We start from the raw sequence: 25,875 nt of genomic DNA on the forward strand, positions 1-25,875 counted from the left end.
TGCTATGTGATCCCCACCTTTCACGCCTCGACCGGTTCTGCGTCAGGGGCCCTCGGGGCCGGCTGCTTGAGCAGCAGCATCAGGGCGCTGGCGATCAGCAGGAAGATACCCATCACGTAGAACACCTGGTTGTAGGCCATGATGGCCGCCTCGCGGCTGATGGTGTTCGACAGCATGGCCCGGGCCTGCAACTGGGCCTGCTCCGGCCCGGCTCCCTGGGCCATCATGTTCTGGGCCAGCTGCATCAGATAGGCCTGCCCCTCGATGCTGGTGGCGGCCAGGGTGCTGCCGATCTGGCTGACATGAGTCCGGGTGTCGTTGTCGATCAGGGTGGCGATGATGGCGATGCCAAAGGCGCCCCCCAGGTTGCGCAGCACGTTGAGCAGGGTCGAGGAAGAGGGGATCTCGTCCGGCGTCAGGCTGGCGGTCGCCACCAGGGAGAGGGGCACCATGATGAAGGGCTGCCCCAGGGCCCGCACGATGAGGGACTGGATCAGCTGGGGCCCGGCGTAGTCGGCATTCATGTTCACGTTCATGAAGCAGCTGATGGCGAAGACCAGAAAGCCGAAGCTCACCAGATAGCGCGGATCTATCTTGTGGGTCAGCTTGGGCACCAGGGGGAGCACCAGCAACTGGGGCAACCCCATCCACATCAGCACTTCACCGATTTCCAGGGCGTTGTAGTTGTGGATCTGGGTCATGTAGAGGGGCAGCACATAGATGGAGCCCATCAACCCCATGCCGAGCACCAGGTAGGCGAAGCAGGCCAGGGCGAAGCGCGGGTTGTGCAGCAGCCGCAGGTTGACCAGGGGGTGGCGGCGCAGCAACTGGCTGATGACGAAGAACACCAGGGCCACCACCGAGATGACGGTGAGCCGCACGATGAAGCTCGAGCCGAACCAGTCCTCCCGGTTGCCCTCTTCCAGCACCACCTCCAGGAGTCCGAGCCCCACCGCCATGGTGAGGATACCGATGAGATCCACCCGCTTGATCACCTCCCAGTCCACGGGCTTCCTGTCCAGTCCGTGGGCCAGCATGGCCATCACCAGCAAGCCGGGCGGCACGTTCAGATAGAAGATGTAGTGCCAGGACATCTGCTCCGTCAGCCAGCCCCCCAGGGTCGGGCCGATGGCGGGGGCGAAGGTGGCGCACAGGCCGAACAGCGCCATGCCGGTGGCTCGCTTGTGCAGCGGCAGCAGGCTGACGATGAGGGAGAAGGCCATGGGGATCAGGGCCCCGCCGGTAAAGCCCTGCAGCGCCCGAAAGACGATCATGCTGGTGAGGTTCCAGCTGAACGAGCAGAGCACGGAGGCGACGATGAAGGCGCCCGTGGTCCACAGCAGGTAGCGCCGCACGCTCAGTCCCCGGCTCAGCCAGCCGCTCAGCGGTATGGCGATCATCTCCGCCACCAGATAGGAGGTGGAGATCCAGGAGCTCTCGCTCAGGGTGGCCGAGAGCGCCCCCTGAATGTCTTTCAGGGAGGCGTTGGTTATCTGGATGTCGAGGATGGCCATGAAGGCGCCGATGAGGCCCCCCATGACCGCGATCCAGTTGCGACGTGGTATGGCGTCCATCAGTGGGCGGCCACCACGGGATCAGGGGTGCGGGTGTCGACGATCACCTCGGTGGAGAGGCCGGGCAGCAGCTTGCCCGCCAGGGCGCCCGGATCCGGGATGCGGATCTTGACCGGCACCCGCTGCACGATTTTGGTGAAGTTGCCGGTGGCGTTCTCCGGCGGCAGCAGGGCGAACTTGGCGCCGGTGGCCGGAGAGAGGCTGTCGATGATCCCCTCGACCGGTTGATCCGGATAGGCATCCAGGATCACCTCCACCTTCTGGCCCGGCTGCATGTGCTGCAACTGGGTCTCTTTGAAGTTGGCCTCGACCCACACCTGGCTCAGGGGCACCAGGCTGGCCACCTGCATACCGGACTGGACGTAGAGCCCTTCCCGCAGGCTGCGCTTGCCGATGATGCCGTCAGCCGGGACTCGCAGCTCGGTGTAGCCGAGTTCCAGCCTGGCTTGTTCAAGCTGGGCCTCGCTCAAAGCCAGCCTGGCCTGGTTCTGCTTGGCTTCGGCATCCAGCACCAGCAGCCGCTCGCGGGCGGCCTGCAAGGCGGCCTTGGCCTCCAGTGCCTGGGCCTGGTTGACCTGCAAGCCGGCGCGCACCTCGTCCAGGCTGTCCTGGGAGCTGTAGTGACGCTCATTGAGCTGGCTGACCCGGCGCACCTGCTGCTGGGCCCGGACCTGCTCGGCGTTGGCCGAGCTGACTTTTGCTTCGGCCTGGCGGATGAGGCTCAACTGCTGGATACGGGTGGCGGCGAGGTTATCCGCCGTCGCCTGGTTGAGGTGCAGATCGGCCTCGGCCTCCGCCACCTTGGTCCTGTATTCGCGGTCGTCGAGCCGGGCGATGAGCTGGCCGGCCTTCACCGCCTGGTTGTCGGTCACCAGTACTTCGCTGATGTAGCCGGAGAGCTTGGAACCGATGCCGGTCACCTCGCTTTGCAGGTAGGCGTTGTCGGTGCTCTCGAAGTAGCGGCCATGCAGATACCAGTAACCGGCAAACAGCAGGCCGAGCAGGGCCAGCACCAGGGCGGCCAGCAGGGGGATCTTCTTGTGTTGACTCATGATATTGGTTTTCCTGAACTGTGGCGGGCAGGCTAACATCGTGCAACTGTTTCGATTAGTATCCATTCATGAGATATACAGTTTCACTGGTGAAACAATGGACCTGAATGCTGCCTTAATCCTCGTTCGTATCGTCGACAAGGGCTCCTTTACCGCCGCTGCCCAGGAGCTGGGCATGACCAAGGCGACGGTGAGCCGCCGCATCGCCGAGCTGGAGCAGCGTCTCGGCGCGCGGCTGCTCTATCGCTCCACCCGGCAGCTCACCCTGACGGAAGCCGGTGAACAATATTATCTACGCTGCAGCAAGGCGGTGGAGGAGCTGGCCCAGGCCGAGCTGATGCTCAGTGCCAGCCAGCAGGAGGTGACGGGGACCCTCAAGCTGGCGGTGCCCATCGAGACGGGACAGCTGGTGGTGGGCAGGCTGGTGGCGAACTTCCTGCAAGCCTATCCGGGCATGAAGGTGGAGCTGGAGCTGACCAACCGCATCGTGGATCCCATCAGCGAGGGGCTGGATGCCATCGTGCGGGTCGGCGACATGAGCGACTCCAACCTGGCGGCGCGGCGTCTCTGGAGCACCGAGCGGCTGCTGTGTGCCAGCCCGGACTATCTGGCGCGCCACCCGGTGATCCAGAGGCCCGCCGATCTGGTGCATCACGAGCGGATCGCGGTCAGCACGGGGTTCCTCGCCTCGCACTGGTGTTTCGAGCTGGATGATCGTGAAGTGCTGGTGGATCCCCCGTCCCGCTTCCAGGTCAACAACATCACCTGTGCCAGGGAGGCGGCGAAGGCGGGGCTGGGGCTGGCTTCCCTGCCCGCCATGCTGTGCCATGATGAGCTGGCGAACGGGACGCTGGTCTCCTTGCTGCCGGAGTGGCAGCAACCCAGGGTACCCATCTACCTGCTGTTTCCCGAGCGGCGCCTGATGCCGCGCAAGCTGAGGGCATTCATCGATTTTCTGGTGGCCAACGGCCCGGCTTACGGCATCGACAAGCTGCTGTAAGGGTTTCGAGGACAACGTATGGAGCGGTGGATGAATCTGTATCGGGCATCGCACTCCCGGAAGATGCTCGCCCTGGAATGATGGTAGTGCTGGTGATGACGGCACTGGCAAGGGTTTCGAGGACAACGTATGGATCAGTGGATTAACTTGTATCGCGCCTCTCACTCCCTGGAGGCGCATGCCCTGAAAGGGGCCTTGGAGGTAGAGGGAGTCAGGGTGCGCCTCAGCGGCGAAGGACTCTCCGGCGCGCTCGGGGAGCTGCCGGTGGATCTGCTGCAAGTGACCCTGATGGTGAACGAGCGGGATCGTCAGCGGGCGGGCCGGATCATCGAGCGCTACCAGCAGCGCCAGGGCAACGGCTGGCTGTGCGGCCAGTGCGGGGAGGAGAACGGCGCCAACTTCGATATCTGCTGGCGCTGCCATCACGATCCCCAGGATCATTGAACGCCCCTCGCGCCCTCAGCGCAGGGTGAAGTCGATGTCATCCCCCGCATGGGCATCGTGGTAGGTGGCGAGATCCAGCTCCTTCTCGCTGCGGGCGATGAGCACGGAGACCAGGATGTCGCCGGAGACGTTGACCGTGGTGCGCGCCATGTCGAGGATCCGGTCTATGCCGGCGATGAGCGCCACCCCTTCCAGCGGCAGTCCCACGGCAGTGAGGGTCAGGGTCAGCAGCATCAGCCCGGTACCGGGTGTGCCCGCCGTGCCTATGCTGGCCAGCGTGACGATGCTGATGATGGTCAGGTAGTCCACCAGATGCAGATCCACCCCGAAGGCCTGGGCCACGAACAGGGCGGTGACTCCCTGATAGAGGGCGGTGCCATCCATGTTGATGGTGGCGCCGATGGGCAGCACCTTGGCGGTGATGGCGGGGGAGACCCCGAGCCTGCGTTCGGCGCAGGCCAGGCTGATGGGCAGGGTGCTGCTGCTTGAACTGCTGGTGAAGGCCACCGCCTGGGCATCGACGATGCTCTTGAAGTAGTGCAACGGGTTGAGGCGCGCCATCAGGAGCAGCAGGCTGCTGTAGACGCCAAGCACGTGGAGCAGGCAGCCGAGGTAGACGGCGCCGATCACCTTGAGCAGCGGCAACAGCAGGCTGACGCCGTACTTGCCGGTCATCCAGGCCATCAGGGCGCAGACGCCATAGGGGGCCAGGGCCATCACCATCTGGGTCAGCTTGAACATTCCCTCCGCCAGAGAGGTAAAGAACAGGATGGCGGGGCGGCCGCGTCGCCCGGTGGCGTTGAGGGCGAGAGCGAGGGCCACGGCGAACACGATCACCTGCAATATCTTGCCATCGCCCATGGCCTGCACCGGGTTGCGCGGCACCAGGTGGCTCAGCACGCTGGCCAGGGTAGGTTGCTGCGCCATGGCGCCCCGTTCATAAGGACCCATATTGGCGCCCATGCCCGGTTCCAGCAGCCAGCCCATCATCAGGCCGATGCAGATGGCGACGGCGGTGGAGCAGAGATAGAAGCCGATGGCCTTGCCGGCGATGCGGTCGAGCCGCTTGCCCTTGAGCAGGGCAGTGAGGCCTGCCAGGACGGAACAGAAGATGAGGGGCACCATCAGCATCTGGATGGTGTTGACGAACAGGACGCCGATGGGCTTGAGCAGCAGGGCCTGCTCGCTGAAGCAGAGCCCCAGACCTATCCCGGTCAGCATGCCGAGCAGGGTCTTCAACCAGAGCGGGCGACGGGTCCAGATCCGCCAGGGTTTGAAGACCAATCCATGGAACAGCATGACGCCAATGTCCTTATTTTCTGTCTGCGGTGGCAAAAAGGGGCGACAGTGTAGCCATCCCCCCGTCAGGTTGCCACATTATCGACAAAGCGGCGCTCACGACCAGCCCGCTGGCGTTAAAAAAGGCGTTTTGTTGGCCTATATCAAGAACCCTCTCCGGGCTTCGGGCTTTAATTGTCATCTGACATGATGATTAAAGAGGTTCGAGATGTCCCAATCGATACACGGTCACGAAGTGATGGAGATGATGCTGGAGCAGGAGAGTCCGTTTACCCGGGCCAGCCTCAGGGCGGCGATCGCCTCGCGCTTCGGTGCCGAGGCCCGGTTCCACACCTGCAGCGCCAGCGAGATGGACGCTGACGCCCTGATCGACTTCCTTGCCAGGCGCGGCAAGTTCATCGACTCGGAGTCAGGGTTCCAGACCCGCGCTGACAAGATCTGCAACCACGGATGATCGCCAGCGGCGAGCGCGGTGGGGCGCTCGCCGAATCCCGCCACCTTTGTTATATTTCGCCCTCCTTCCCCTCTTGTTGAAAGGTTCTGCCCGGGCGATCTATGGACACATTCTCCGCTGCCGTCATGCTGTTTCTGATCATGGATCCGCTGGGCAACCTGCCGGTCTTCCTCTCCATCCTGCGCCATGTCGACCCCAAGCGTCGACGCAAGGTAATGCTGCGGGAGCTGTTGTTTTCACTGGTGATCATGATGGGCTTCCTGTTCGCAGGTCAGCAGATCCTGAGCTTCCTCAACCTGCGTCAGGAGGCGGTCAGCATCGCGGGGGGCATCATCCTCTTCCTCATCGCTATCAAGATGATCTTCCCGAGCCCCGGTGGCGTGACCGGGCTGGCGGCGGGGGAGGAGCCCTTCCTGGTGCCCATGGCCATCCCCATGATTGCGGGCCCCTCCATCCTGGCTTCCCTGCTGCTTCTGGCCAACCAGGAGCCGACCCGGATGGTGGACTGGTCATTGGCCCTGCTGATGGCCTGGGGGGCCAGCGCCGTGATCCTGATGTTCTACGAGCTGTTCAACAAGCTGCTGGGTGAGCGAGGACTCACCGCGGTGGAGCGGCTGATGGGCATGCTGCTGGTGATGATCTCGGTGCAGATGCTGCTGGACGGGGTGCACCACTATCTGGCGGTGACGGGTCAGAACTGACGGGGCGAATGCTGATGTCAACGTGAAACGGGGCTTCTTGAGCCCCGTTTTTTTTTTGCGCGTCAGGCGGCAGCGGCCGGGCCGTCCGCCGAGGTTTCCAGCTTGCCCATGATGAGAGCGAGCAGGGTCTCCCGCAGCCAGCGATGGCCCGGATCCTCCTCGTGGCGCTGATGCCAGATGAGCAGGTGGGAGATGCTGTCCAGGGCGATGGGCAGCGGCAGCGGCACCAGGGGATAGACCTGGGTCGCGTGGCGGGCATAGAGCCGGGAGAGGGTCACTATCATGTCCGAGTGCATGCCCATGCGCAGGGCCGCCTCGAAGGAGGGCACGGTCGCCTCGATCCGGCGATAGAGATCCTGCTCCGCCAGCTTGTGATCCAGCATCCAGCGATCCCGCCCCTCGCAGTAGGTCTGCACATGGGGGTAGGCGAGGTAACGGGCGAGATCCCACTCGGGCTCCTGCAAGGCAGGGTGATCCCGCTGCACCAGGCAGGTGAGATCGTCGATGGTGAGCAACCGCTGGCAGATGGCGTTGGGCAGGGTGTCGAGGCGAAAATCCGAATTGATGCAGTTCTCCCGCACCGTGAAGGCGATATCCACCTGGCCCTGGCTCATCTCGGTCAGGCTGTGCTCGGTCCACTCCTCGTAGCGCAGGCGGATGCCAGGGGCCTGACGCTTCAGCTCGCTCAGGTAGAGGGGGGCAAACAGGGTGAAGGCGCTGTCCATGCTGGCGATGACGAACTCCCGCTCCGTGCTGGCGGGATCGAAGTCCGGCGGCTGGATCAGGTTGTCCAGGGAGAGCAGTATGGGCTGCAGTTGCTGCTGGAGATCCAGGGCGCGCGGAGTGGGATCCATCCCGTAGGCCGAGCGCACGAACAGGGGATCGTCAAAGGTCTCCCGCAACCGTCCGAGGGCCTTGCTGACGGCGGACTGGCTCAGGTGCAAACGGCGTGCAGCCCGGCTGCCGTTGCGCTCTTCCAGCAAGACTTGCAGGATTATCAACAAATTAAGGTCTATGCGTGCAAGCTGTTCCAGCAACATGATATGAATCCTCTTCAATTCCTAGATGAATATATACCATTTGTTTTCATATCTTGGCGATCCTATGCTCGACGGGTCTCTCGCCCTGGTGGCGGCTGGTACAGGATGTAGCGGTTGAGGGGACAAGTAGCACCGACTCATACGGCGGCCCATGGTCGCCGTATTTTTTTGCGCCTCGTCGCCGTTTTGCGCGATTTTTTCGCCAACTTGCACCTGCCTTGATTTTGCCCAACAATCGATACGCTTTCTTTTGATACAACCTCCAGGTATCTAACAGTCAGGAGTCTCCCTATGGGACTGGGTGGCATTCATATCTGGCATCTGCTGATCCTGCTCGTGGTCGTCGTCGTGGTGTTTGGCAGCAAACGCCTGGCTGGCGCCGGTGAGGATCTGGGCACTGCCATCAGGGATTTTCGCAACGCCTTGCGCGACGATGACAATATCCGGAATAAGTAGGAGTGAACGTATGTCTGTAGACGAGAAAGTGGAACTGAACGAGACCTGTGACAGTTGCGGCTGTTTCGCCGAAATTGGCACCATCATCGGCGAAGGTGACGACGTCATGGAGCTGGTGATCGAGGCCGCTGCAGAAGCCGACGCCCGCGAGAAATTTGCGGCTTACGAGGCGCTGGCCAAGCAGGTCACTGCCGAAGCCAAAAGCAGCAGCGAGCTGAGCCGGGGCCCTGATGGCGTGATCCTGAAGGCCCGCCTGCAATTCACCTGTACCGCCGAGAAGCTGATCTTCGAGATGCGCGCCCGCTCCCTCTGAGATCGTGATGACACGGCAGGCTTGCCTGCCGTCTTGCTCTGTCCCTCGCTTTTTCCCTCCCTTTGCGTTGTATAGTGAGTTATCCCACGGACGATCCGTTTTCCGTCCGGCATGCGCCGATCGGCAGAAGATCCCGCGACGCCCCATGACTTGGCGCAGGCGCCTTCTGCGACAGACCCGACGGTGCGCACCGGCCCACAGCGAGGTGGTTAAATCATGATGCGGCGATGGATCTGGGCCCTGCTGGCTCTCTGCTCTCTCCCTCTGCTGGCGGCGGATCTCAAGCCGCAGTTGCTGCCCCAGGCCGGTGATCTCGAACACATCCTGCAAAAAAAAGAGCTCAGGGCCCTGGTGGTCTATGAGCGGGGGTTTTTCTTTTTCGACAAGGGAGCCCAGTACGGCATCCTGGTCAATCAGCTTCAGGGATTCGAGCGCTGGTTGAACCAGACCTACCTGGCCAAGGAGAAGCTCAAGCTCAAGATCATTTATATCCCGGTGCGCCAGGACAAGCTGCTGGACTATCTGGCCGAGGGGCGTGGGGATCTGGTGGCCGCCAACCTGACGGTCACCCCCACCCGGCGCGAGCAGGTGACCTTCTCCCAGCCACTGATCGCCCCCATCGAGGAGTGGGTGGTGAGCCAGCGGGATCTCCCTGCCTTCAATCGCATCACCCAGCTGTCCGGCCGGCGGATCTGGGTGCGAGCCAGCTCCAGTTATTTCGAGAGCCTGCACCAGCTCAACTGGCTGTTTCGGGAGCTGGGGTTGCCCCCGGTCTACATCGAGACGGTTCCCGAATACCTGCAGGACGGGGACCTGCTGGAGATGGTGTCAGCCGGGATCATTCCGCTGACGGTCACCGACAGCTTCAAGGGGCGGATCTGGCTCGACATGATTGGCGGCCTCAAGGCCCACAGGCTGATTCCGCTGCGGGACAAGGGGCGAAGCGCCTGGGCCCTGCGCAACAACAGCCCGGAGCTGCTCAAGGCGGTGAACGCCTACATCTCGGAGTCGAGCAAGCGGACCCTCTACAGTGACATGACATTGCGCCGCCTGCTGGCGCAAAGCGACCGCATGAGCAACATACTGGCGCCGGACCCGCTGGGGCGCCTGTCGACCATTCGCAAGGTACTGGAGGCCCAGGCGGACAAGTATCAGCTGGACTGGCTGATGCTGGCCGCGCTGGCTTACAAGGAGTCGGGGCTCAATCCCAATGTCGGCTCCCACCGGGGGGCCGTCGGCATCATGCAACTGCTGCCGAGTACCGGCAAGGAGGTGGGGATCCGAGGCGCCAGACTCACCAGTCTGGAGGGCAATGTGGAGGCGGCCTGTCGCTACATGCGGCTCATCCTGGACACCTACTTCAATGATCCCGGGATGGACAGGCTCAATCGCCATCTGTTCGCCCTGGCCGCCTACAATGCGGGTCCGAACCGTGTCCAGGCATTGCAGGCCAAGGCGGCCGACAAGGGGCTGGATCCGAACGTCTGGTTCGGCAACGTGGAGCAGCTGGTGGCCAACGACGTGGGCCAGGGGCCCATCAACTACGTTGGCACCATCTACAAATACTACGTGGCCTACCGTTTCAGCCTGCCCCAGCTGGAGGGCAAGTCAGAGGCCATCGAGGCGGTGCAGCCCTGAGCCTGTCAATGCTGGTCGGGGAGGGGATCCTCGTGATGCTGCGCAAGGGGTTCCCAGCCCAGATCCCGGTGCTGCTGGTACCAGGGCATCAACAGCCTGGCCGGGGTGGGATCCGGTTGGCTGGCATGGGGTCTCTGACTGAGGGAGGGGTAGTCGCGCAGTTCCATCATCGGCTCCTTGACACTGGGCTATCGGGGCGGTTGTCTGGGTTATGCCACCACCAGATGACAGGGAGATGACCCTTGATCCCCGCCGAGTTTGCCTTGCTCGCCGATCCCGGTGCAGCCCTCAAGGCCCGATGCCAGTTGATCCGCCAGGCTCGCCACCGGATCCTCGCCCAGTATTACAGTTGGGAAGAGGACGGCAGCGGCAAGCTGCTGCTGGCGGAGCTGGTGCGGGCGGCCCGGCGCGGAGTAGTGGTGCAACTGCTCATCGACGATCTCTACGGCGGGGAGAACCGCTTTCTGGAGGCGGTGGCGGCGGAACCGGGCATCGAGGTACGCCTGTTCAACCCCTTCTGGCTGCGGGGCTGGCGTCCTCTGACCCTACTGCTGGAAGGGGTGCTGAGCTTTCGCCGCATCAATCACCGGATGCACAACAAGCTGCTGCTGGTGGATGGCAGCCAGGCGGTGATCGGCGGGCGCAATATTGGTGATCGTTACTTCGGGCTGGGGATGCCGCCTCACTTCATCGACCTGGATCTGCTCTGCCGCGGCCCCCTCTGTCAGCAGGCCGAGCAGGGGTTCGCGCTGTTCTGGCACAGTCGCTGGAGCCACCCGGTCCGTCGCCTGTTGAGGCGCCCCTTGTTGCCAGCCGAAACCCGGGCCCTGAACGACTTCCTGCTGACCCTGACAGACCCCGCCATGGCGGCCGCCTATGATCTGCCGGCCACTCTGTTTGATGAGTGCCCCGTTCCCCTTTGCTGGCATCCCGGGCGAGGGCAGTGCTGGTTCGATCGCCCCGGCAAGGGGCTGGTCGCCCGGCCGACCACGGCGCCCCTGCTGGGACGCACGCTGGCGAGCAATCAGGGGGCCCTGAGGTTGGTGAGCCCTTACCTGATCCTGACACGGGGGCTGCGTCGCCGGCTCAAGGGGCAGCGACGGCAGGGGGTCGACATCGAGATCCTGACCAACTCCCTGGCCAGCACGGATGTGCCCCTGGTCTATGGCGCCTATCGACGTCACCGCCCCTGGCTCGAGCGTCAGGGGATCACCCTGTTCGAGCTGACGACGGAGGCGTTCAGTCTGCATGCCAAGCTGATCCTGATGGGGAAGGAGGAGGCGCTGCTCGGCAGTTTCAACCTGGATCCCCGCTCCCTGATGCTCAACACCGAGCTGATGCTGCACCTCCATAGCCCGACGCTGTGCGACGAGTTGCAGCAACTCATCGATGGCTGGTTGCAGCAGGCCGTGCACCCGGTGGTGGCGTCCCCCTCTGCATGGCGGCGCCTGCTGGCGCAATTGAGCGATTGGTTACCTTTGCATCGTTGGTTGTGAGTGGGATCCGCCTTGTGCGAGATCTCGCAAAGCCTTGTGCGCCTTCGAGGATAACGTTTGCCATCCAAAGGCGGGACTGGATTGTATAGTATTGTTTTTAATCGATTTATATTAAGAGTGCAGTAACAATCCAGGGGCCTCGACTGCATAGAGGTGCGTGTAGAACGGTTTTTTATTTTATTTAACTGCGTAGTATCTCGAGTGCAAGGACAAACACGGCGGCTGGTCTGCCGTGTGGGTGACGGCAACAGGGGAAATGGGCCAACCGGATTGCTCCGGCAGGCGAGGCGGATCGGGAGCGGAAACCCGTGATGCCAGACAGACCCCCGTGGTTGCGGGAGCCCAATATGGAACATGCTATTTGCGAGGGGGTGACATGCGAATGTTGCCCCATTTTTTTATGCCCGCCGTCCGTTTGCCCAATCAAAAAGACCGCCTGCTGGCGGTCTTTTGCGTGATGTCTCGGCGATCAGGCGAGGCCCGCCAGCAGACGACTCCAGTTGCGCTTGGCAACGAGGAAACCGTCTCGCAACGTGCGGTACTCCAGTTGCAGCCTGAGCCTGTCATAGCGTGCGAGGGCTGTGCGCTTGCGCTGCTCCAGCAGTGACTTGCGGCTGGCATAGTAGTGCTGGATCTGCAGGCTCAGCTTGTCGTACTCCTCCTGCAGCAGTGCCTGCCAGCGTTCCCTGTCATCCTGCTTGTGCACTCTGGCCTGGGCGCGCTTGAGCTGCATCTCCAGCCTGGCCTGTTCGATGCGTTCCTCCGGGCAGGATCTCAGGTCTTTGGCGAGCCCGCACCAGGCGGCTGTGCGGATCAGCCACTTGGTGGGGTCGAACTGCCACCACTGAATGCCGTTGCGGTAGTCGTTCTCGAACAGGTGATGGAAGTTGTGATAGCCCTCGCCAAAGGTGAAGAAGGCCAGGATGCCGTTGTCCCGGGCGCTGTTGCGATCCGTGAACGGCTGGCTGCCCCAGATGTGGGCCAGGGAGTTGATGAAGAAGGTGGTGTGATGGGTCATCACCATGCGCAGCACCCCGGCCAGCAGCAACATACCGAGCAGATCCCCGTGCAAGAGGCCGAGCAGCAGCGGAATGCCGATGTTGGTGACCAGAGCCAGGGTCAGATAGTGCCTGTGCTGGAAGGCGACCACGGGGTTGTTTTGCAGGTCGCGCACATTGCTGTAGTCGTGGTAGGTATCGCGCTGGTATTCCCGCAGCATCCAGCCGATGTGGGAGTACCAGAAGCCGCGACCCGCACTGTAGGGATCCTTCTGGTTGTCATCCACGTGGCGGTGGTGGCGGCGATGATCCGAGGACCAGTGCAGCGCCGAGTTCTGCAGGGCGAGCGCGCCTCCGATGGCGAAGATCCATTGCAGGGCCGGGTGCGCCTTGTAGGCCTTGTGGGACCAGAGCCTGTGGTAGCCGGCGGTGATGGAGATGCCGCAATAGCAGAACAGCAGCAGGAAGCAGAGCCACTGCCAGAGGTCGTAGCCCTGGCTCAGTCCATACCAGGGGACCGCTATCAGTGCCGTCAGCCCGGAGAGGGCGAACAGCAGGGTGTTGGTCATGATGATCGGGGGGCGGTCCATTTCACTCGGCTCCTTTCAGCGAACAGCTGTTCACTATTCTCCATTGAGCCGGAATGCGGGTCAATGGTAAAAAAGTCGGAGACAAACCTGATCCCGGCCCCGCCTTCGGGTTATCATCTGGCCTCGCTAATCTCAAGGTGACTGTTTTCGTGGGTATTCGCGCGCAACAAAAAGAAAAAACCCGGCGTACGCTGATCGAGGCGGCGTTCAGTCAACTCTGCGCCAACCGCAGTTTCTCCAACCTCAGCCTGCGGGAAGTGGCCAGAGAGGCGGGCATAGCGCCGACCTCCTTCTATCGCCACTTTCGGGACATGGAAGAGCTGGGGCTGACGCTGGTGGACGAGGGAGGGCTGACCCTGCGCCAACTGATGCGCCAGGCGCGCCAGCGCATTGCCGGTGGTGGCAGCGTCATCAGCACCTCGGTGCAGACCTTCATGGAATTCGTCGAAAACAACCCGAACATCTTCCGGCTGCTGCTGCGCGAGCGCTCCGGCACCTCGGCTGCATTCCGTCAGGCGGTGGCCCGGGAGATCCAGCACTTCATCGCCGAGCTGACCGATTATCTGGAAGCCACCACGCAGGCGCCACGGGAAGAGGCCTATATCCAGGCCGAGGCCATGGTGACCATCGTCTTCAGCGCCGGTGCAGACGCCCTCGACATGACTCCGGAAGAGTGCAAGGCACTGTCGGAGCGCACCATCAGCCAGTTGCGGATGATCGCCATGGGTGCCGAGGTGCAGAACCGCAAGCGCCACGAATCTCTCACATAACGCAAGGATGGACAGCCTCATGCATGAACCGAACGCGATTCCGAAGAAGCCCCTGGTGCTGGCCCTGCTGATCGGTATCTGTGGCGATGCCTTCCTGTCGGCCTTGATGGAGTCGGTCGTCCCCTTCTCCTTCTACCCCCTCATCGCCCTGTTGCTGGCGGCCAGCCAGCTCTATCAGCACTATCGCCATGAGCCCATGGTGGGCAACACACCCAGCTGCATCCTGCTCTGCTTCTTTATCGGCGTGTTCGGCCATTCTGCCCTGGTCAAGGTGCAGTACCCCGAGCTTGGCAGCAACTTCTTCTCCCTCATTGCCATGCTGCTGCTGCTCGCCGCCCTCTCCATCAAGCTGGGAATCAGCCTCGGAAAAACGCAAAAGGAGTGACGAATCACTCCTTCTGGTCGGGCCGGGGGTGGCCTAGTCGGCCCTGGGGGGAGTCTCTCCCTTCTTCCTGGCGTCTATGATGGCCTGCAGCTTGGTGCGGATATCCATCATGCCGAACACCCCGAAGATCAGCACCTGGGTGAATTCGAGACGAGTGACCGCGAAGTAGGGTTTGCAGGCCGCCTTGATCATGCTGGCCTGTACCCAGTGCATCAATATCACGATGACGCCGCACACCGGCAGAAAGCCGTTCAGTTTGCCCGGCAGGGTGCCCAGCAGGGCGAGTGCCACACCGAACCAGAAGAACAGCAGCACCCCCATCGCCAACAGATTAAACACCCGCTTCATCGTTTACCTCCCGTACATAGAGTTGATAGCAGGCCTGATGTGATCGACCTGCTTGTCCTTGAGCCGTTGTCCAAATTGACGGAGAAGGGGACTGTGCCCATCTCCCCTTTAAACAGCTGCGTCATGCTTGGTGTCCCGCAGATAGAGCTGATAGCAGACCTGACCAGCCTGCTTGTCCTTGAGTAGTTTCCAGCTGGCGGGCAGCGCCAGATCGGCCATCTCTTTTTCCCGCTCCAGATAGATGAGGGCATCGGATGCCAGCCAGCCGCGCTGCTCGAGCAGCTCGCACACCTGGGGCAGCAGCTCGCGACGAAACGGTGGGTCCAGAAAGACCAGGTCGAAGGGGGTGGCCGGGCCTTGCAGCCAGCTCACGGCATCGGCCTGGATCACCAGCCCCTGGCTGCTGCCCAGGGTCGTCAGGTTCTTCTTGAGCTGGTCGGCGGCGCCTCTGTCCATCTCGATCAGGGTGACCTGTTCGGCATAGCGGGACAAGGCTTCCAGCCCCAGCCCGCCGCTGCCGGCGAACAGATCCAGGCAGCGGGTACCGCGCACGTGGGGAGCCAGCCAGTTGAAGATGGTCTCCTTGACGCGATCCGTGGTGGGTCTGAGCCCTTCCACATCCCTGACGGGGAGTTTGCGCCCCTTCCATTGGCCGCTGATGATTCGTACCACGCCCGCTCGCCCCTGAGGGGCCGGGCTCTTGCTCGGGCTGTTACGGCTGGATTTCACTCTGGGCATCGCGTTTCGTCGTCAGAAAATAAAGTGATAGTATAAGGCGGTTCATTTTTATGCCGACCCGCCGAGGGACGGCTATCTTAGCAGTCAGCCTTTGATGTGAGTATTTTTAGATGGCAAAAGGTTTGTTTTCCTGGCTGGGTTTCGGCCGCAAGAAAGAAGAGGCTGAGGCCGTTCCATCGCAGGCGCCCGACGCTACCCCGGCGGTAGTCGAGTCGGAGGCCGCCGCTGTTCCTGCGCCTGTCGCCGATGTTGCCCCGGCTGATGCCCCCGCCGCCAAGCCCGAAGCGCTGCTGAGCGGCCCTGACGAAGGCCCCCTGGTTGTGGAAGAGCCGGAGGGCGAGCTTGAGCCCGTCATCGTCAATGAGGCTTTGATATCAACCGAAGCTCAGGTCGCAGAAGAAGCCATTGTTGCCGCCGAGGATCGCGCCGCGGAAGAAGCTCGTCTTGCCGCCGAAGCCCGCGCCGCAGAAGAGGCCCGTGTTGCCGCCGAAGCTCGCGCTGCGGAAGAGGCTCGTGTTGCCGCCGAAGCCCGCGCTGCGGAAGAGGCTCGTGTTGCTGCCGAAGCCCGCGCTGCGGAAGAGGCTCGCATCGCTGCCGAAGCCCGTGCAGCAGAAGAAGCTCGTATTGCCGCCGAAGCTCGCGCTGCGGAAGAGGATCGCATCGCTGCCGAAGCCCGCGCCGCAGAAGAGGCCCGTGTGGCCGCCGAGGCTCGCGCTGCGGAAGAAGCTCGTATTGCTGCCGAAGCCCGCGCCGCAGAAGAAGCCCGTGTTGCCGCCGAAGCTCAGGCTGCCGAGGAAGCTCGTGTCGCCAAAGAGGCCCAGCGAGCGGAAGATTTGCGTCTGGTCGCCGCGATGGAGGCTGAGGCCGCCGCTCTGGCCGCTCTGCCACTGGCCGCCAAGGTGGACGACGACACTCAGGAGAAGCCGCAGCGGGAGGGCTTCTTTGCCCGCCTCAAGCGCAGCCTGGTGCGTACCAGGGAGAATATCGGTTCCGGTTTCTTCGGCCTGTTCAGCGGCAAGAAGATTGATGACGATCTGTTCGAAGAGCTGGAGACCCAGCTGCTGACCGCCGATCTTGGCGTCGACACCACCACCCGCATCATCGAGGGGCTGGTACAGCACGCGGATCGCAAGCAGCTCAAGGACGCCGAGGCGCTCTACGGTCTGCTCAAACAGGACATGGGCGAGATGCTGGCCAAGGTCGAGCAGCCCCTGGTGATCGACACCAGCAAGAAGCCTTACGTCATCCTGATGGTCGGCGTGAACGGCGTCGGCAAAACCACCACCATCGGCAAACTGGCCAAACAGTTCCAGGCCGAGGGCAAGAGCGTGATGCTGGCCGCTGGCGATACCTTCCGTGCTGCGGCGGTCGAGCAGCTGCAGGTGTGGGGTCAGCGCAACAACATTCCGGTGATTGCCCAGCACACTGGTGCCGACTCCGCCTCCGTCATCTATGACGCCATCGAGGCAGCCCGCTCCCGCGGGGCTGACGTGCTGATCGCCGATACCGCCGGCCGCCTGCAGAACAAGAGCAACCTGATGGAGGAGCTCAAGAAGGTGGTGCGGGTGATGAAGAAGCTGGACGATGCGGCGCCCCACGAGATCATGCTTACCCTGGACGCAGGCACCGGCCAGAACGCATTGAGCCAGGCCAAGCTGTTCAGCGAGGCGGTGGGCCTGACCGGTATCACCCTCACCAAGCTGGACGGTACCGCCAAGGGTGGCGTCATCTTCGCGGTGGCCGACAAGTTCCAGATCCCGATCCGCTACATCGGGGTGGGCGAGGGGATCGACGATCTGCGCCCGTTCGTCGCCAACGACTTCATCGAGGCGCTCTTCAGCCGCGAAGAATAAATCCGGCTGACATGAGCCGGCCCGGCCGTGACAAGCACGTGTTCCATACCCCGACTCCGGTCGGGGTATGTCACTATGAGGGCGCAGGCATGGCTCATCCGGACAAGGATGACACGCGGCATGGTTGTGAGCGGTGTTGTCATCCAGGTGTTGTGCCGGTACGGGGGAGTGAGCGCCCCATGCTTTATCCCGGTCGGGGTTTGTCAATCTCAGGGAACCGTTATGATTCGTTTTGACAAGGTCAGCAAGGTCTACAGTGGCGGTCATCAAGCGCTGCAAAAGGTCAGTTTTCACCTGCGCAAGGGGGAGATGGCCTTCCTGACCGGCCATTCGGGGGCGGGCAAGAGTACCCTCCTCAAGCTCATCAGCGTGATGGAACGGCCGACCGACGGCCGCGTCTTCTTCCACGGCGATGACGTCAGCCACATCCAGCGCAGTCAGATCCCCTACGTGCGCCGCCAGATCGGCATGATCTTCCAGGATCACCGCCTGCTGATGGATCGTACCGTGTTCGACAACGTCGCCCTGCCCCTGGTGATCGATGGCTACAGCCATGGGGACATCAACAAGCGGGTGGCGGCGGCGCTGGACAAGGTCGGGCTGCTCGGCAAGGAGCGCTACCAGCCGCGCATGCTCTCCGGTGGTGAGCAGCAACGGGTCGGCATCGCCCGCGCCATCGTCAACAAGCCGCCCCTGCTGCTGGCGGACGAGCCGACCGGCAATCTGGATCCCCAGCTTTCCATGGACATCATGCGCCTGTTCGAGGAGTTCAACCGCTTCGGCGTCTCCGTGCTGATTGCCACTCACGATCTGGGGCTGATCGCCCGGATGCGCTACCGCACCCTGACCCTCAAGGCGGGTCGCATGTATTCGTCCGGGGAGGATCGCTGATGGCTATTGTTCGTCATAAACAGCCGCCGTTGCGTCGCTTGATGATGTATGGGGTGGATCACGTGCGTCAGGCCTTTGCCAGCCTGGGTGAGCTGTGGCGCAACCCGCTCGCCTCCCTGATGACCCTGGCGGTGCTTGGCGTGAGTCTGGCGCTGCCTTCCTGTTTCCACGTATTGCTGAAGAATGCCGAAGTGGTAGAGGGGAGCTGGCAGACCAGCTCCCAGATCTCCCTCTATCTGCGCAAGGATCTGCCGGAGCAGAGCATCCTCGACATGAAGCAGCGGATCCTGCTCTATCCGGAAGTGGAGTCTGTCACTTATATGAACCGTGACGAGGCGCTCAGGGAATTTCGGGAGATCTCCGGCTTCGGTGATGCCCTGGATTATCTGGACAGCAACCCGCTGCCGCCGGTGCTGAGCGTGATCCCGGATCCGCGCTGGCAGAATCCGGAAGGGGCCGCCGAGCTGCTCGCCAAGCTGGAGAACGAGCCCGGTATCGAGCAGGGCAAGCTGGATCTGCAGTGGTTGACCCGGTTGCAGGGGATCATGAACCTGCTGCGCCACACCATTACAGGTATCGCGGTGTTGCTGCTCTCCGCCGTGTTGCTGATCGTGGGCAACACCCTGCGCCTGAATATCCTGAACCAGCGTTCCGAGATTGAAGTGCTCAAGCTGGTGGGCGCGACCGATGCCTTCATCCACCGTCCCTTCCTCTATACCGGCATCTGGTTCGGGGTCATTGGCGGCATGCTGGCCTGGTGGCTGACCGAGGTGATGGTGATCTGGAGCGAGGGGGTGGTGAAGGAGCTGGCGGGGCTCTACAACAGCAACTTCCGTCTGGTGGGGATGGGGGCGTTCGACGGCTTCAATCTCATACTGCTGGGCGCCCTGCTGGGGTTGATCGCCTCCTGGTTCTCGGTGCACAGGCACATTCGCGACATAGAACCGTCCTGATTAATTTGTCAGCATTTTAAAGCGCTGGATTTTGCGAACTGGATCAAGTAAAAGAGTGGCCCGTTTCTGGCACGGGCCACTTTCTCAGAGTAATCTGAATGGTGTCTGCGCCGAGGATCATATGTGGATCCTCTGAACCTTTTGATTTATCAATGGTCTATTGACTGCAGCAGAATGAATACGGGTATGGCCCCTATGCCTTGCTCGTCTGACTTGGCAAGCATGTGAAGGTTGCGAGCTCCGCAACAATGGACTTAGCATGCTACTTTTCAGGGGTCCTTTACTGTGACCCCTTTTTTTTGACTGTTCATTTATGATTCATGCCGTCAGCCTAAGATAGGCCGGGTTCATGCTGGGGTGATGTATGATGCAGCACGCAGAATGATACCTGGTCGGTAGACACGTCTTCTCAGGGTGTTAGACTGATTCGATTGAAAAGTAAGAGGTAGAACATGGGAACTTCATTGCAACGCACTATGGCTCTGATTCCGCAAGGTAGTCTGGAAGGCTATATCCAGGCCGTCAACTCGATCCCTGTGCTGAGCGCAGAGGAAGAGCGCGAACTGGCGATGCGTCTGCAGCAGGATGGCGATCTCGAAGCTGCACGCCAGCTCGTTATGTCGCACCTGCGTTTTGTCGTTCACGTGGCCAAGAGCTACTCCGGCTATGGCCTGCCTCAGGCCGATCTGGTGCAGGAAGGCAACATCGGCCTGATGAAAGCCGTCAAACGCTTCGACCCGAGCGTGGGCGTGCGTCTGGTCTCCTTCGCCGTGCACTGGATCAAGGCCGAAATCCACGAATATGTGTTGCGCAACTGGCGCATGGTCAAGGTGGCGACCACCAAGGCCCAGCGCAAGCTGTTCTTCAACCTGCGCAAGTCCAAGAAGCGTCTGGGCTGGCTGAACCACGAAGAGGTGCAGGCCGTGGCTGCCGACCTCGGGGTATCCGCTGCCGACGTCACCGAGATGGAAGCGCGCATGAGCAATTACGATCAGGCTTTCGACCTGGTCGGTGACGATGAAGACGAGGGTGGCTTCGCGCCGGTGCACTATCTGGAAGACAAATCTTCCGATCTCGCCGCGAACATCGAGAACGACAACTGGGACAGCCATGCCACCCGTCGCCTGAGTGCGGCCATGGCGACCCTGGACGAGCGCAGCCAGCACATCATCCGTGCCCGCTGGCTCGATGACGAGAGCAAGACCACCCTGCAGGAGCTGGCCGATACTTACGGCGTCTCCGCCGAGCGGGTGCGCCAGCTTGAGAAAAACGCGCTCAAGAAGCTGAAAGATGCCATGGATGCCTGACGGCCTCCTCCGGTAAGAAGCAGGGCCTGATGGCCCTGTTTTTGTTTTGCGGGGATCTGGTCGGCCTTGCCTTGGTTACCCTTGTGTATGGTATGTTGCCGCCACTGCCACAGTAGGGAGAGCAGAAGTGAAACTGTTGAACGACTTGTTTACCAACAACCGCGAGTGGGCGGAACGGATCAAGGCCGAGGATCCCAATTTCTTCGCTACCCTGTCCGCCCAGCAGGCACCCGAGTACCTCTGGATCGGCTGTTCCGACAGCCGGGTTCCCGCCAACCAGCTGATGGGGCTCTTGCCGGGGGACGTCTTTGTCCACCGCAACGTCGCCAACCTGGTGGTGCACACCGACTTCAACTGCCTCTCGGTGCTGCAATACGCGGTGGAGGTGCTCAAGGTGAAGCACATCATCGTCTGCGGCCACTATGGCTGCGGTGGGGTCAAGGCTGCGATGCAGAACCAGGAGCTGGGTCTCATCGACAACTGGCTGCGCAACATCAAGGACGTCTACTTCAAATACGGCGAACAGCTCGAAGCCATCGAGGATGAGCACGAGCGCTTTGACTACCTGTGCGAGCTGAACGTGGCCGAGCAGGTCGCCAACGTCTGCCACACCACCATCATCCAGAATGCCTGGCGCAAGGGGCAGGAGCTGGCGGTGCACGGCTGGATCTACGGCATCAAGGATGGCCTGCTGCACGATCTCGATCTCTGCATCAGCGGCCCTGACCAGATCCCGGACGTCTATCGCGCCTGGCCGGACATGCGTCCGCCCCATCGTCGCCGCTGAGGACCAGCCGGTGGCTCCTGCGCTCTACCTTCAGATAAAACAGCACATCCTGGACGGGATCCGCGAACGCCACTATCAGGCGGGCGACCGGATCCCGACCGAGGCCGCCCTGTGCGAGCAGTTTGCCGTGAGCCGCATGACGGTGAACAAGGCGCTGCGTGAGCTGGTGGCCGAAGGCTGGCTGGTGCGCACCGCCGGATCCGGCAGTTTCGTGGCCGACAGGCGTACCGAGTCGCCGCTCCTGGCGATTCGCAACATCGCCGACGAGATCGCCGAGCGGGGCAGCGAGTACAGCGCGCGGGTGATCCGGCTGCAACGTCAGGCCGCCGACGAGAAAGTAGCGGTGCGTCTGGGCCTGCGGGTCGGGGCGCCCACCTTTCACAGCCTCATCGTCCATCAGGCCGATGGGGAGCCGCTGCAACTGGAGGAGCGCTTCGTCGATGCCGAGCGACTGCCCGGCTATGGCGAGCAGGATTTCACCCAGCAGACGCCAAACAGCTATCTGATGGAGATCTGCCCCCTCTCCGAGATGGAGCACGTGGTAGAAGCCGTGTTGCCGAGTGCTGGTGAAGCCGGACTGCTGCAAGTGAGGGTCGACACCCCCTGCCTGCTGCTGCACCGGCGCACCTGGTCAGACGGCTGTCTGGTCTCCTATGCCAGATTGTTGTCGCCGGGTTCCCGCTACAAGCTGAGCTCCAAGACGCGCCTCGCATAGTTGTATATACAAATTAAGCATTTAAAAGCCCACCTCTCGGTGGGCTTTTTTGTGCTTACACTCTAATAAAGCCGCTGTTATCAAGATGTGAACTTGATCCTTTCTTTCTTTTCTGAGATCGACTATAAATTATTGTATATACATTTAGAGGTCGGTATGAACAAGGAACTGTTGAACTGCGAGCGGGTCTGGCTCAACGTGACACCCGCCACCCTGCGCCCCGATCTGGCGGACTACGGCCTGCTGGAGCCCCATGCCCTTGGCGTGCGGGATGGCAAGATCCACGCTCTGGTCCCCATGCAGGATCTCAAGGGCCCCTATGCCGCCTCCTGGCAGGACATGAAGGGGAAGCTGGTCACCCCCGGTCTTATCGATTGTCACACCCACCTCATCTTCGCCGGCAGCCGCGCCGAAGAGTTCGAACTTCGCCAGAAGGGAGTCCCCTATGCGGAGATTGCCCGCAAGGGGGGCGGTATCATCAGCACGGTGCGCGCCACCCGGGCAGCCAGCGAGGAGCGGCTCTATGAGCTGGCGTTGCCGCGGATCAAGTCCCTGATCCGGGAAGGGGTCACCACAGTCGAAATCAAGTCCGGCTACGGCCTCACCCTGGAAGACGAGCTCAAGATGTTGCGGGTGGCCCGTCGTCTGGGAGAGACGCAGCCCATCCGGGTCAAGACCACGCTGCTGGCGGCTCATGCGGTGCCGCCGGAGTATCGCGACGATCCCGACTCCTGGGTCGAGACCATCTGCCAGGAGATCATCCCGGCGGCGGCCGAGGCAGGTCTCGCGGATGCGGTGGATGTCTTCTGCGAGCACATCGGCTTCTCCCTTGCCCAGACCGAGCAGGTCTATCTGGCGGCGGATCAATACAACCTCGCGGTGAAAGGACACATGGATCAGCTCTCCAACCTGGGGGGCAGCACGCTCGCCGCCCACTTCGGCGCCCTCTCGGTGGATCATCTGGAATATCTGGATCAGGACGGGATCCAGGCGCTGGCCCACCGTGGCGTGGTCGCCACCCTGCTGCCCACCGCTTTCTATTTCCTCAAGGAGACCAAGCTGCCCCCGGTCGCCGCCTTGCGCAAGGCGGGGGTACCCATGGCTGTCTCCTCCGACATCAACCCGGGCACGGCCCCCATCGTCTCCCTGCGCATGGCCATGAACATGGCTTGCACCCTGTTTGGTCTGACTCCGGTGGAGGCCATGGCCGGGGTGACCCGCCACGCCGCCAGGGCGCTTGGCGAGCAGGAACGGCTGGGGCAGCTCAAGGTCGGCATGCTGGCGGATTTCCTTGTCTGGAACTGCGGCCATCCGGCCGAGCTCAGCTACCTCATCGGCGTCGATCAGCTGGTGAGCCGTGTGGTCAACGGGGAGGAAACCCTTCATGGATAAGTTCAACGGGATCGACATGTCGGTCTGGCAGGGGCGTCAGGATCCCGAAGACGGTGAGTTGGCCCTGCGCTGGCACGACAGGGTGCAACCCTGGCAGGAGAATCGCGAACCCGGCGTGGTGCTGCTCGGCTTTGCCTGTGACGAAGGGGTCCGCCGCAACAAGGGACGAGTAGGCGCGGCCGGTGCACCGCTGGCGCTGCGCAAGCTGCTGGCCAACACGGCCTGGCACCTGGGCGCCCCCGTCTATGACGGCGGGGATCTGGCCTGTGAGGACGGCGATCTCGATGCCGCCCACGGGCGCTTGGCCGAGCGGGTCGCGAGTGCGCTGGATCAGGGGCACTTCCCCCTGGTGCTGGGAGGCGGCCACGAGGTGGCGTTTGGTAGCTGGAGCGGCCTGAACCGTCATCTTGGCGGCGAAGGGCGGGTCGGGATCATCAATTTCGACGCCCACTTCGATCTGCGCATGAAACAGGAGCAGGCGAGCTCGGGCACCCCCTTCTTCCAGATTGCCGAGCAGTGCGCCGCCCAGGGCACCCCCTTTCACTATGCCTGTCTCGGGGTGGCCGAAACCGCCAATACCGCGGCGCTCTTTGCCCGCGCCGAGGCGCTGGGAGTCTGGCACGTGCTGGACGAAGCGATGACGCCGACCGAACTGCCAGCCTTGCTAGGCGGGCTGGATGCCTTCATCGCCCGTTGCGACCACCTCTATCTCACCATCGATCTCGACGTGCTGCCGGCGGCGGTGATGCCGGGAGTCAGCGCTCCCGCCGCTCGCGGCGTGGAGCTGGCGGTCATCGAACCGCTCATCGCCCATATCCGGACCAGCGGCAAGCTCAGGCTCGCCGATCTGGCCGAGTACAACCCGAACCTGGATCAGGACAACCGCAGTGCCCGCGTGGCCGCGCGCCTGGTTCACCAGTTGACCAAGTAGTGGCGCACCGCGCCGCCTGACTGCATCGCTAAACAAGGAGTGTCTATGTCTGTACAACACCAGGATCCCCGCCACGATCCGAGCCGCGTGATCCGTGCTCCCCACGGCACCCAGCTGACCGCCAAGAGCTGGCTCACCGAAGCGCCACTGCGGATGCTGATGAACAATCTGGATCCGGATGTTGCCGAGCATCCCCAGTCCCTGGTGGTGTACGGCGGCATCGGCCGCGCCGCCCGCAACTGGGCCTGCTATGACAAGATCGTCGAGGTGCTGACCCGGCTCGAGGACGATCAGACCCTGCTGGTGCAATCCGGCAAGCCGGTCGGGGTGTTCCAGACCCACAAGGATGCGCCGCGGGTGCTCATCGCCAACTCCAACCTGGTGCCCCACTGGGCCAACTGGGAGCACTTCAACGAGCTCGATAAAAAGGGTCTGATGATGTATGGCCAGATGACCGCCGGCTCCTGGATCTACATCGGCACCCAGGGGATAGTGCAGGGCACCTACGAGACCTTCTTCGCGGTGGCCAACCAGCACTTCAACGGTGAACCCAAAGGCCGCTGGATCCTGACCGGCGGGCTCGGCGGCATGGGCGGTGCCCAGCCCCTGGCCGCCACCATGGCCGGTTTCTCCATGATCGCCGTGGAGTGCGACGAGACCCGTATCGATTTCCGTCTGCGTACCCGCTACGTCGACAAGAAGGCCCACAGCCTGGATGAGGCGCTGGCCATGATCGAGGAGGCCAAACGCAGCGGCACCGCCGTCTCCGTCGGCCTGCTCGGCAACGCCGCCGACGTCTTCGCCGAGCTGGTGGCTCGCGGCATCACGCCGGACGTGGTGACCGACCAGACCTCCGCCCATGACCCGGTACACGGCTACCTGCCCCAGGGCTGGAGCGTGGCCCAATGGCGCGATCTGCAAAAGAGCGCACCGGACGAGGTCAACGTGGCGGCTCGCCGCTCCATGGCCCGTCAGGTCGAAGCCATGCTGACCCTGCAATCCCGCGGCGCCGCCACGCTCGATTACGGCAACAACATCCGCCAGATGGCGCTGGAAGAGGGGGTCAAGAATGCCTTCGACTTCCCGGGATTCGTGCCGGCCTATATCCGCCCGCTGTTCTGCGAGGGCATTGGCCCGTTCCGCTGGGTGGCCCTCTCCGGTGATCCGGAAGACATCTACAAGACCGACCAGAAGGTGAAGGAGCTGATCCCGGACGATCCCCACCTGCACAACTGGCTCGACATGGCCCGCGAGCGCATCGCCTTCCAGGGCCTGCCGGCGCGGATCTGCTGGGTTGGCGTCAAGGATCGGGTGCGCCTGGGCCTGGCCTTCAACGAGATGGTGAAGAACGGCGAGCTGAAGGCCCCCGTGGTCATCGGCCGTGACCACCTGGACTCCGGCTCGGTGGCGAGCCCGAACCGCGAGACCGAATCCATGATGGATGGCTCCGACGCCGTTTCCGACTGGCCGCTGCTCAACGCCCTGCTCAACACCGCCGGCGGCGCGACCTGGGTCTCTCTGCACCACGGTGGCGGTGTGGGCATGGGCTTCTCCCAGCACTCCGGCGTGGTGATCGTCTGTGACGGCACCGACGATGCCGCCAAGCGGGTCGGCCGCGTGCTGCGCAACGACCCGGCCACCGGGGTGATGCGTCACGCCGACGCCGGCTACGAGATTGCCATCAACTGTGCCCATGAGGCGAAACTGGATCTGCCGATGATCGACGCCACCGGCAAAGGGGTGAAATAAG

The 25,875-nt window shown here is 62.5% G+C and carries 27 protein-coding genes; 19 read left to right on the forward strand and 8 right to left on the reverse strand.

Features of this window, described 5'->3' with window-relative positions:
* Nucleotides 1-20: 20 nt before the first annotated feature.
* On the reverse strand, nucleotides 21-1,574 hold the full coding sequence (locus tag BN1120_RS06780; RefSeq protein ID WP_010672584.1) for a DHA2 family efflux MFS transporter permease subunit: 1,554 nt from the start codon (nucleotides 1,572-1,574) through the stop codon (nucleotides 21-23).
* Nucleotides 1,574-2,626: an HlyD family secretion protein gene (locus BN1120_RS06785; RefSeq protein WP_042015291.1), complete on the reverse strand. Its 1,053-nt coding sequence runs from the start codon at nucleotides 2,624-2,626 to the stop codon at nucleotides 1,574-1,576. The genes BN1120_RS06780 and BN1120_RS06785 overlap by 1 nt, the downstream gene beginning before the upstream one ends.
* Before the next feature lie 97 nt (nucleotides 2,627-2,723).
* Here BN1120_RS06785 and BN1120_RS06790 point away from each other — a divergent pair, with 97 nt between their 5' ends.
* Nucleotides 2,724-3,626 (forward strand): LysR family transcriptional regulator, encoded by a 903-nt coding sequence (locus BN1120_RS06790; RefSeq protein WP_010672586.1) that lies wholly within the window; start codon nucleotides 2,724-2,726, stop codon nucleotides 3,624-3,626.
* A gap of 129 nt (nucleotides 3,627-3,755) precedes the next feature.
* On the forward strand, nucleotides 3,756-4,070 hold the full coding sequence (locus BN1120_RS06795; RefSeq protein WP_010672587.1) for a putative signal transducing protein: 315 nt from the start codon (nucleotides 3,756-3,758) through the stop codon (nucleotides 4,068-4,070).
* A gap of 15 nt (nucleotides 4,071-4,085) precedes the next feature.
* On the opposite strand, the gene BN1120_RS06800 is transcribed toward BN1120_RS06795, so the two are convergent.
* Nucleotides 4,086-5,369 (reverse strand): dicarboxylate/amino acid:cation symporter, encoded by a 1,284-nt coding sequence (locus tag BN1120_RS06800; RefSeq protein WP_041214291.1) that lies wholly within the window; start codon nucleotides 5,367-5,369, stop codon nucleotides 4,086-4,088.
* Nucleotides 5,370-5,577: 208 nt separating this feature from the next.
* Between BN1120_RS06800 and BN1120_RS06805 the strand changes: the two genes are divergently transcribed.
* On the forward strand, nucleotides 5,578-5,823 hold the full coding sequence (locus BN1120_RS06805) for a YecH family metal-binding protein (protein WP_039040405.1): 246 nt from the start codon (nucleotides 5,578-5,580) through the stop codon (nucleotides 5,821-5,823).
* A 101-nt stretch (nucleotides 5,824-5,924) separates the two neighbouring features.
* On the forward strand, nucleotides 5,925-6,524 hold the full coding sequence (locus BN1120_RS06810) for a YhgN family NAAT transporter (RefSeq protein WP_010672590.1): 600 nt from the start codon (nucleotides 5,925-5,927) through the stop codon (nucleotides 6,522-6,524).
* A 62-nt stretch (nucleotides 6,525-6,586) separates the two neighbouring features.
* On the opposite strand, the gene BN1120_RS06815 is transcribed toward BN1120_RS06810, so the two are convergent.
* A complete protein-coding gene (locus BN1120_RS06815; RefSeq protein ID WP_010672591.1) occupies nucleotides 6,587-7,564 on the reverse strand; it encodes a LysR substrate-binding domain-containing protein in 978 nt (325 codons plus the stop codon).
* A gap of 291 nt (nucleotides 7,565-7,855) precedes the next feature.
* Here BN1120_RS06815 and tatA point away from each other — a divergent pair, with 291 nt between their 5' ends.
* From tatA to BN1120_RS06830, 3 genes are all read left to right on the forward strand, one after another.
* On the forward strand, nucleotides 7,856-8,020 hold the full coding sequence (gene tatA / locus BN1120_RS06820) for a twin-arginine translocase TatA/TatE family subunit (RefSeq protein ID WP_010672592.1): 165 nt from the start codon (nucleotides 7,856-7,858) through the stop codon (nucleotides 8,018-8,020).
* Nucleotides 8,021-8,030: 10 nt separating this feature from the next.
* The gene (locus BN1120_RS06825; RefSeq protein WP_010672593.1) at nucleotides 8,031-8,333 is read left to right on the forward strand and encodes a YfcZ/YiiS family protein; all 303 of its coding nucleotides are present in this window, start codon (nucleotides 8,031-8,033) and stop codon (nucleotides 8,331-8,333) included.
* 216 nt (nucleotides 8,334-8,549) lie between these two features.
* Nucleotides 8,550-9,971 (forward strand): MltF family protein, encoded by a 1,422-nt coding sequence (locus BN1120_RS06830; protein ID WP_042015292.1) that lies wholly within the window; start codon nucleotides 8,550-8,552, stop codon nucleotides 9,969-9,971.
* A 5-nt stretch (nucleotides 9,972-9,976) separates the two neighbouring features.
* Here BN1120_RS06830 and BN1120_RS21535 read toward each other — a convergent pair whose 3' ends face one another.
* A complete protein-coding gene (locus BN1120_RS21535; protein WP_154676072.1) occupies nucleotides 9,977-10,141 on the reverse strand; it encodes a hypothetical protein in 165 nt (54 codons plus the stop codon).
* 72 nt (nucleotides 10,142-10,213) lie between these two features.
* Between BN1120_RS21535 and BN1120_RS06835 the strand changes: the two genes are divergently transcribed.
* Nucleotides 10,214-11,467, forward strand: coding sequence for a phospholipase D-like domain-containing protein (locus tag BN1120_RS06835; protein ID WP_042015293.1), 1,254 nt, complete (start codon nucleotides 10,214-10,216; stop codon nucleotides 11,465-11,467).
* 469 nt (nucleotides 11,468-11,936) lie between these two features.
* Here BN1120_RS06835 and BN1120_RS06840 read toward each other — a convergent pair whose 3' ends face one another.
* Nucleotides 11,937-13,055, reverse strand: a complete 1,119-nt coding sequence (locus tag BN1120_RS06840) for a fatty acid desaturase (protein WP_042015295.1) — start codon at nucleotides 13,053-13,055, stop codon at nucleotides 11,937-11,939.
* 149 nt (nucleotides 13,056-13,204) lie between these two features.
* Between BN1120_RS06840 and fabR the strand changes: the two genes are divergently transcribed.
* Together fabR and BN1120_RS06850 are read left to right on the forward strand one after the other, a co-directional pair.
* A complete protein-coding gene (gene fabR, locus BN1120_RS06845) occupies nucleotides 13,205-13,825 on the forward strand; it encodes an HTH-type transcriptional repressor FabR (protein ID WP_010672598.1) in 621 nt (206 codons plus the stop codon).
* Between the two features lie 19 nt (nucleotides 13,826-13,844).
* Nucleotides 13,845-14,210, forward strand: a complete 366-nt coding sequence (locus BN1120_RS06850) for a YijD family membrane protein (protein WP_041212194.1) — start codon at nucleotides 13,845-13,847, stop codon at nucleotides 14,208-14,210.
* A gap of 33 nt (nucleotides 14,211-14,243) precedes the next feature.
* On the opposite strand, the gene BN1120_RS06855 is transcribed toward BN1120_RS06850, so the two are convergent.
* The gene (locus tag BN1120_RS06855; protein WP_010672600.1) at nucleotides 14,244-14,558 is read right to left on the reverse strand and encodes a DUF1145 domain-containing protein; all 315 of its coding nucleotides are present in this window, start codon (nucleotides 14,556-14,558) and stop codon (nucleotides 14,244-14,246) included.
* Nucleotides 14,559-14,666: 108 nt separating this feature from the next.
* The gene (gene rsmD / locus BN1120_RS06860) at nucleotides 14,667-15,296 is read right to left on the reverse strand and encodes a 16S rRNA (guanine(966)-N(2))-methyltransferase RsmD (RefSeq protein WP_042015297.1); all 630 of its coding nucleotides are present in this window, start codon (nucleotides 15,294-15,296) and stop codon (nucleotides 14,667-14,669) included.
* Nucleotides 15,297-15,406: 110 nt separating this feature from the next.
* On the opposite strand from rsmD, the gene ftsY reads away from it, so the two are divergent.
* The 9 genes from ftsY (at nucleotide 15,407) to hutU (ending at nucleotide 25,874) form a co-directional block, all read left to right on the forward strand.
* Nucleotides 15,407-17,149: a signal recognition particle-docking protein FtsY gene (gene ftsY / locus BN1120_RS06865; protein ID WP_042015299.1), complete on the forward strand. Its 1,743-nt coding sequence runs from the start codon at nucleotides 15,407-15,409 to the stop codon at nucleotides 17,147-17,149.
* Between the two features lie 222 nt (nucleotides 17,150-17,371).
* Nucleotides 17,372-18,040, forward strand: a complete 669-nt coding sequence (ftsE, locus tag BN1120_RS06870; protein ID WP_010672603.1) for a cell division ATP-binding protein FtsE — start codon at nucleotides 17,372-17,374, stop codon at nucleotides 18,038-18,040.
* The gene (gene ftsX / locus BN1120_RS06875; RefSeq protein WP_029313524.1) at nucleotides 18,040-18,993 is read left to right on the forward strand and encodes a permease-like cell division protein FtsX; all 954 of its coding nucleotides are present in this window, start codon (nucleotides 18,040-18,042) and stop codon (nucleotides 18,991-18,993) included. Before ftsE ends, ftsX begins: the two co-directional genes overlap by 1 nt.
* A gap of 452 nt (nucleotides 18,994-19,445) precedes the next feature.
* Entirely contained in the window at nucleotides 19,446-20,300 is an 855-nt protein-coding gene (gene rpoH / locus BN1120_RS06880; protein ID WP_029313526.1) for an RNA polymerase sigma factor RpoH, read from the forward strand.
* 127 nt (nucleotides 20,301-20,427) lie between these two features.
* Nucleotides 20,428-21,087 (forward strand): carbonate dehydratase, encoded by a 660-nt coding sequence (gene can, locus BN1120_RS06885; protein WP_010672606.1) that lies wholly within the window; start codon nucleotides 20,428-20,430, stop codon nucleotides 21,085-21,087.
* 10 nt (nucleotides 21,088-21,097) lie between these two features.
* On the forward strand, nucleotides 21,098-21,802 hold the full coding sequence (gene hutC, locus BN1120_RS06890; RefSeq protein WP_041212197.1) for a histidine utilization repressor: 705 nt from the start codon (nucleotides 21,098-21,100) through the stop codon (nucleotides 21,800-21,802).
* A gap of 156 nt (nucleotides 21,803-21,958) precedes the next feature.
* Nucleotides 21,959-23,194 (forward strand): imidazolonepropionase, encoded by a 1,236-nt coding sequence (gene hutI / locus BN1120_RS06895; protein ID WP_039040413.1) that lies wholly within the window; start codon nucleotides 21,959-21,961, stop codon nucleotides 23,192-23,194.
* On the forward strand, nucleotides 23,187-24,125 hold the full coding sequence (gene hutG / locus BN1120_RS06900) for a formimidoylglutamase (protein WP_042015300.1): 939 nt from the start codon (nucleotides 23,187-23,189) through the stop codon (nucleotides 24,123-24,125). The genes hutI and hutG overlap by 8 nt, the downstream gene beginning before the upstream one ends.
* 45 nt (nucleotides 24,126-24,170) lie before the next feature.
* Complete coding sequence (gene hutU / locus BN1120_RS06905; protein ID WP_042015303.1) at nucleotides 24,171-25,874, forward strand: urocanate hydratase; 1,704 nt, start codon at nucleotides 24,171-24,173, stop codon at nucleotides 25,872-25,874.
* The last annotated feature ends 1 nt before the right edge of the window (nucleotide 25,875 follow it).

Origin of the sequence: Aeromonas caviae (genome assembly GCF_000819785.1) — a bacterium.
GTDB classification, from domain to species: Bacteria; Pseudomonadota; Gammaproteobacteria; order Enterobacterales; family Aeromonadaceae; genus Aeromonas; species Aeromonas caviae.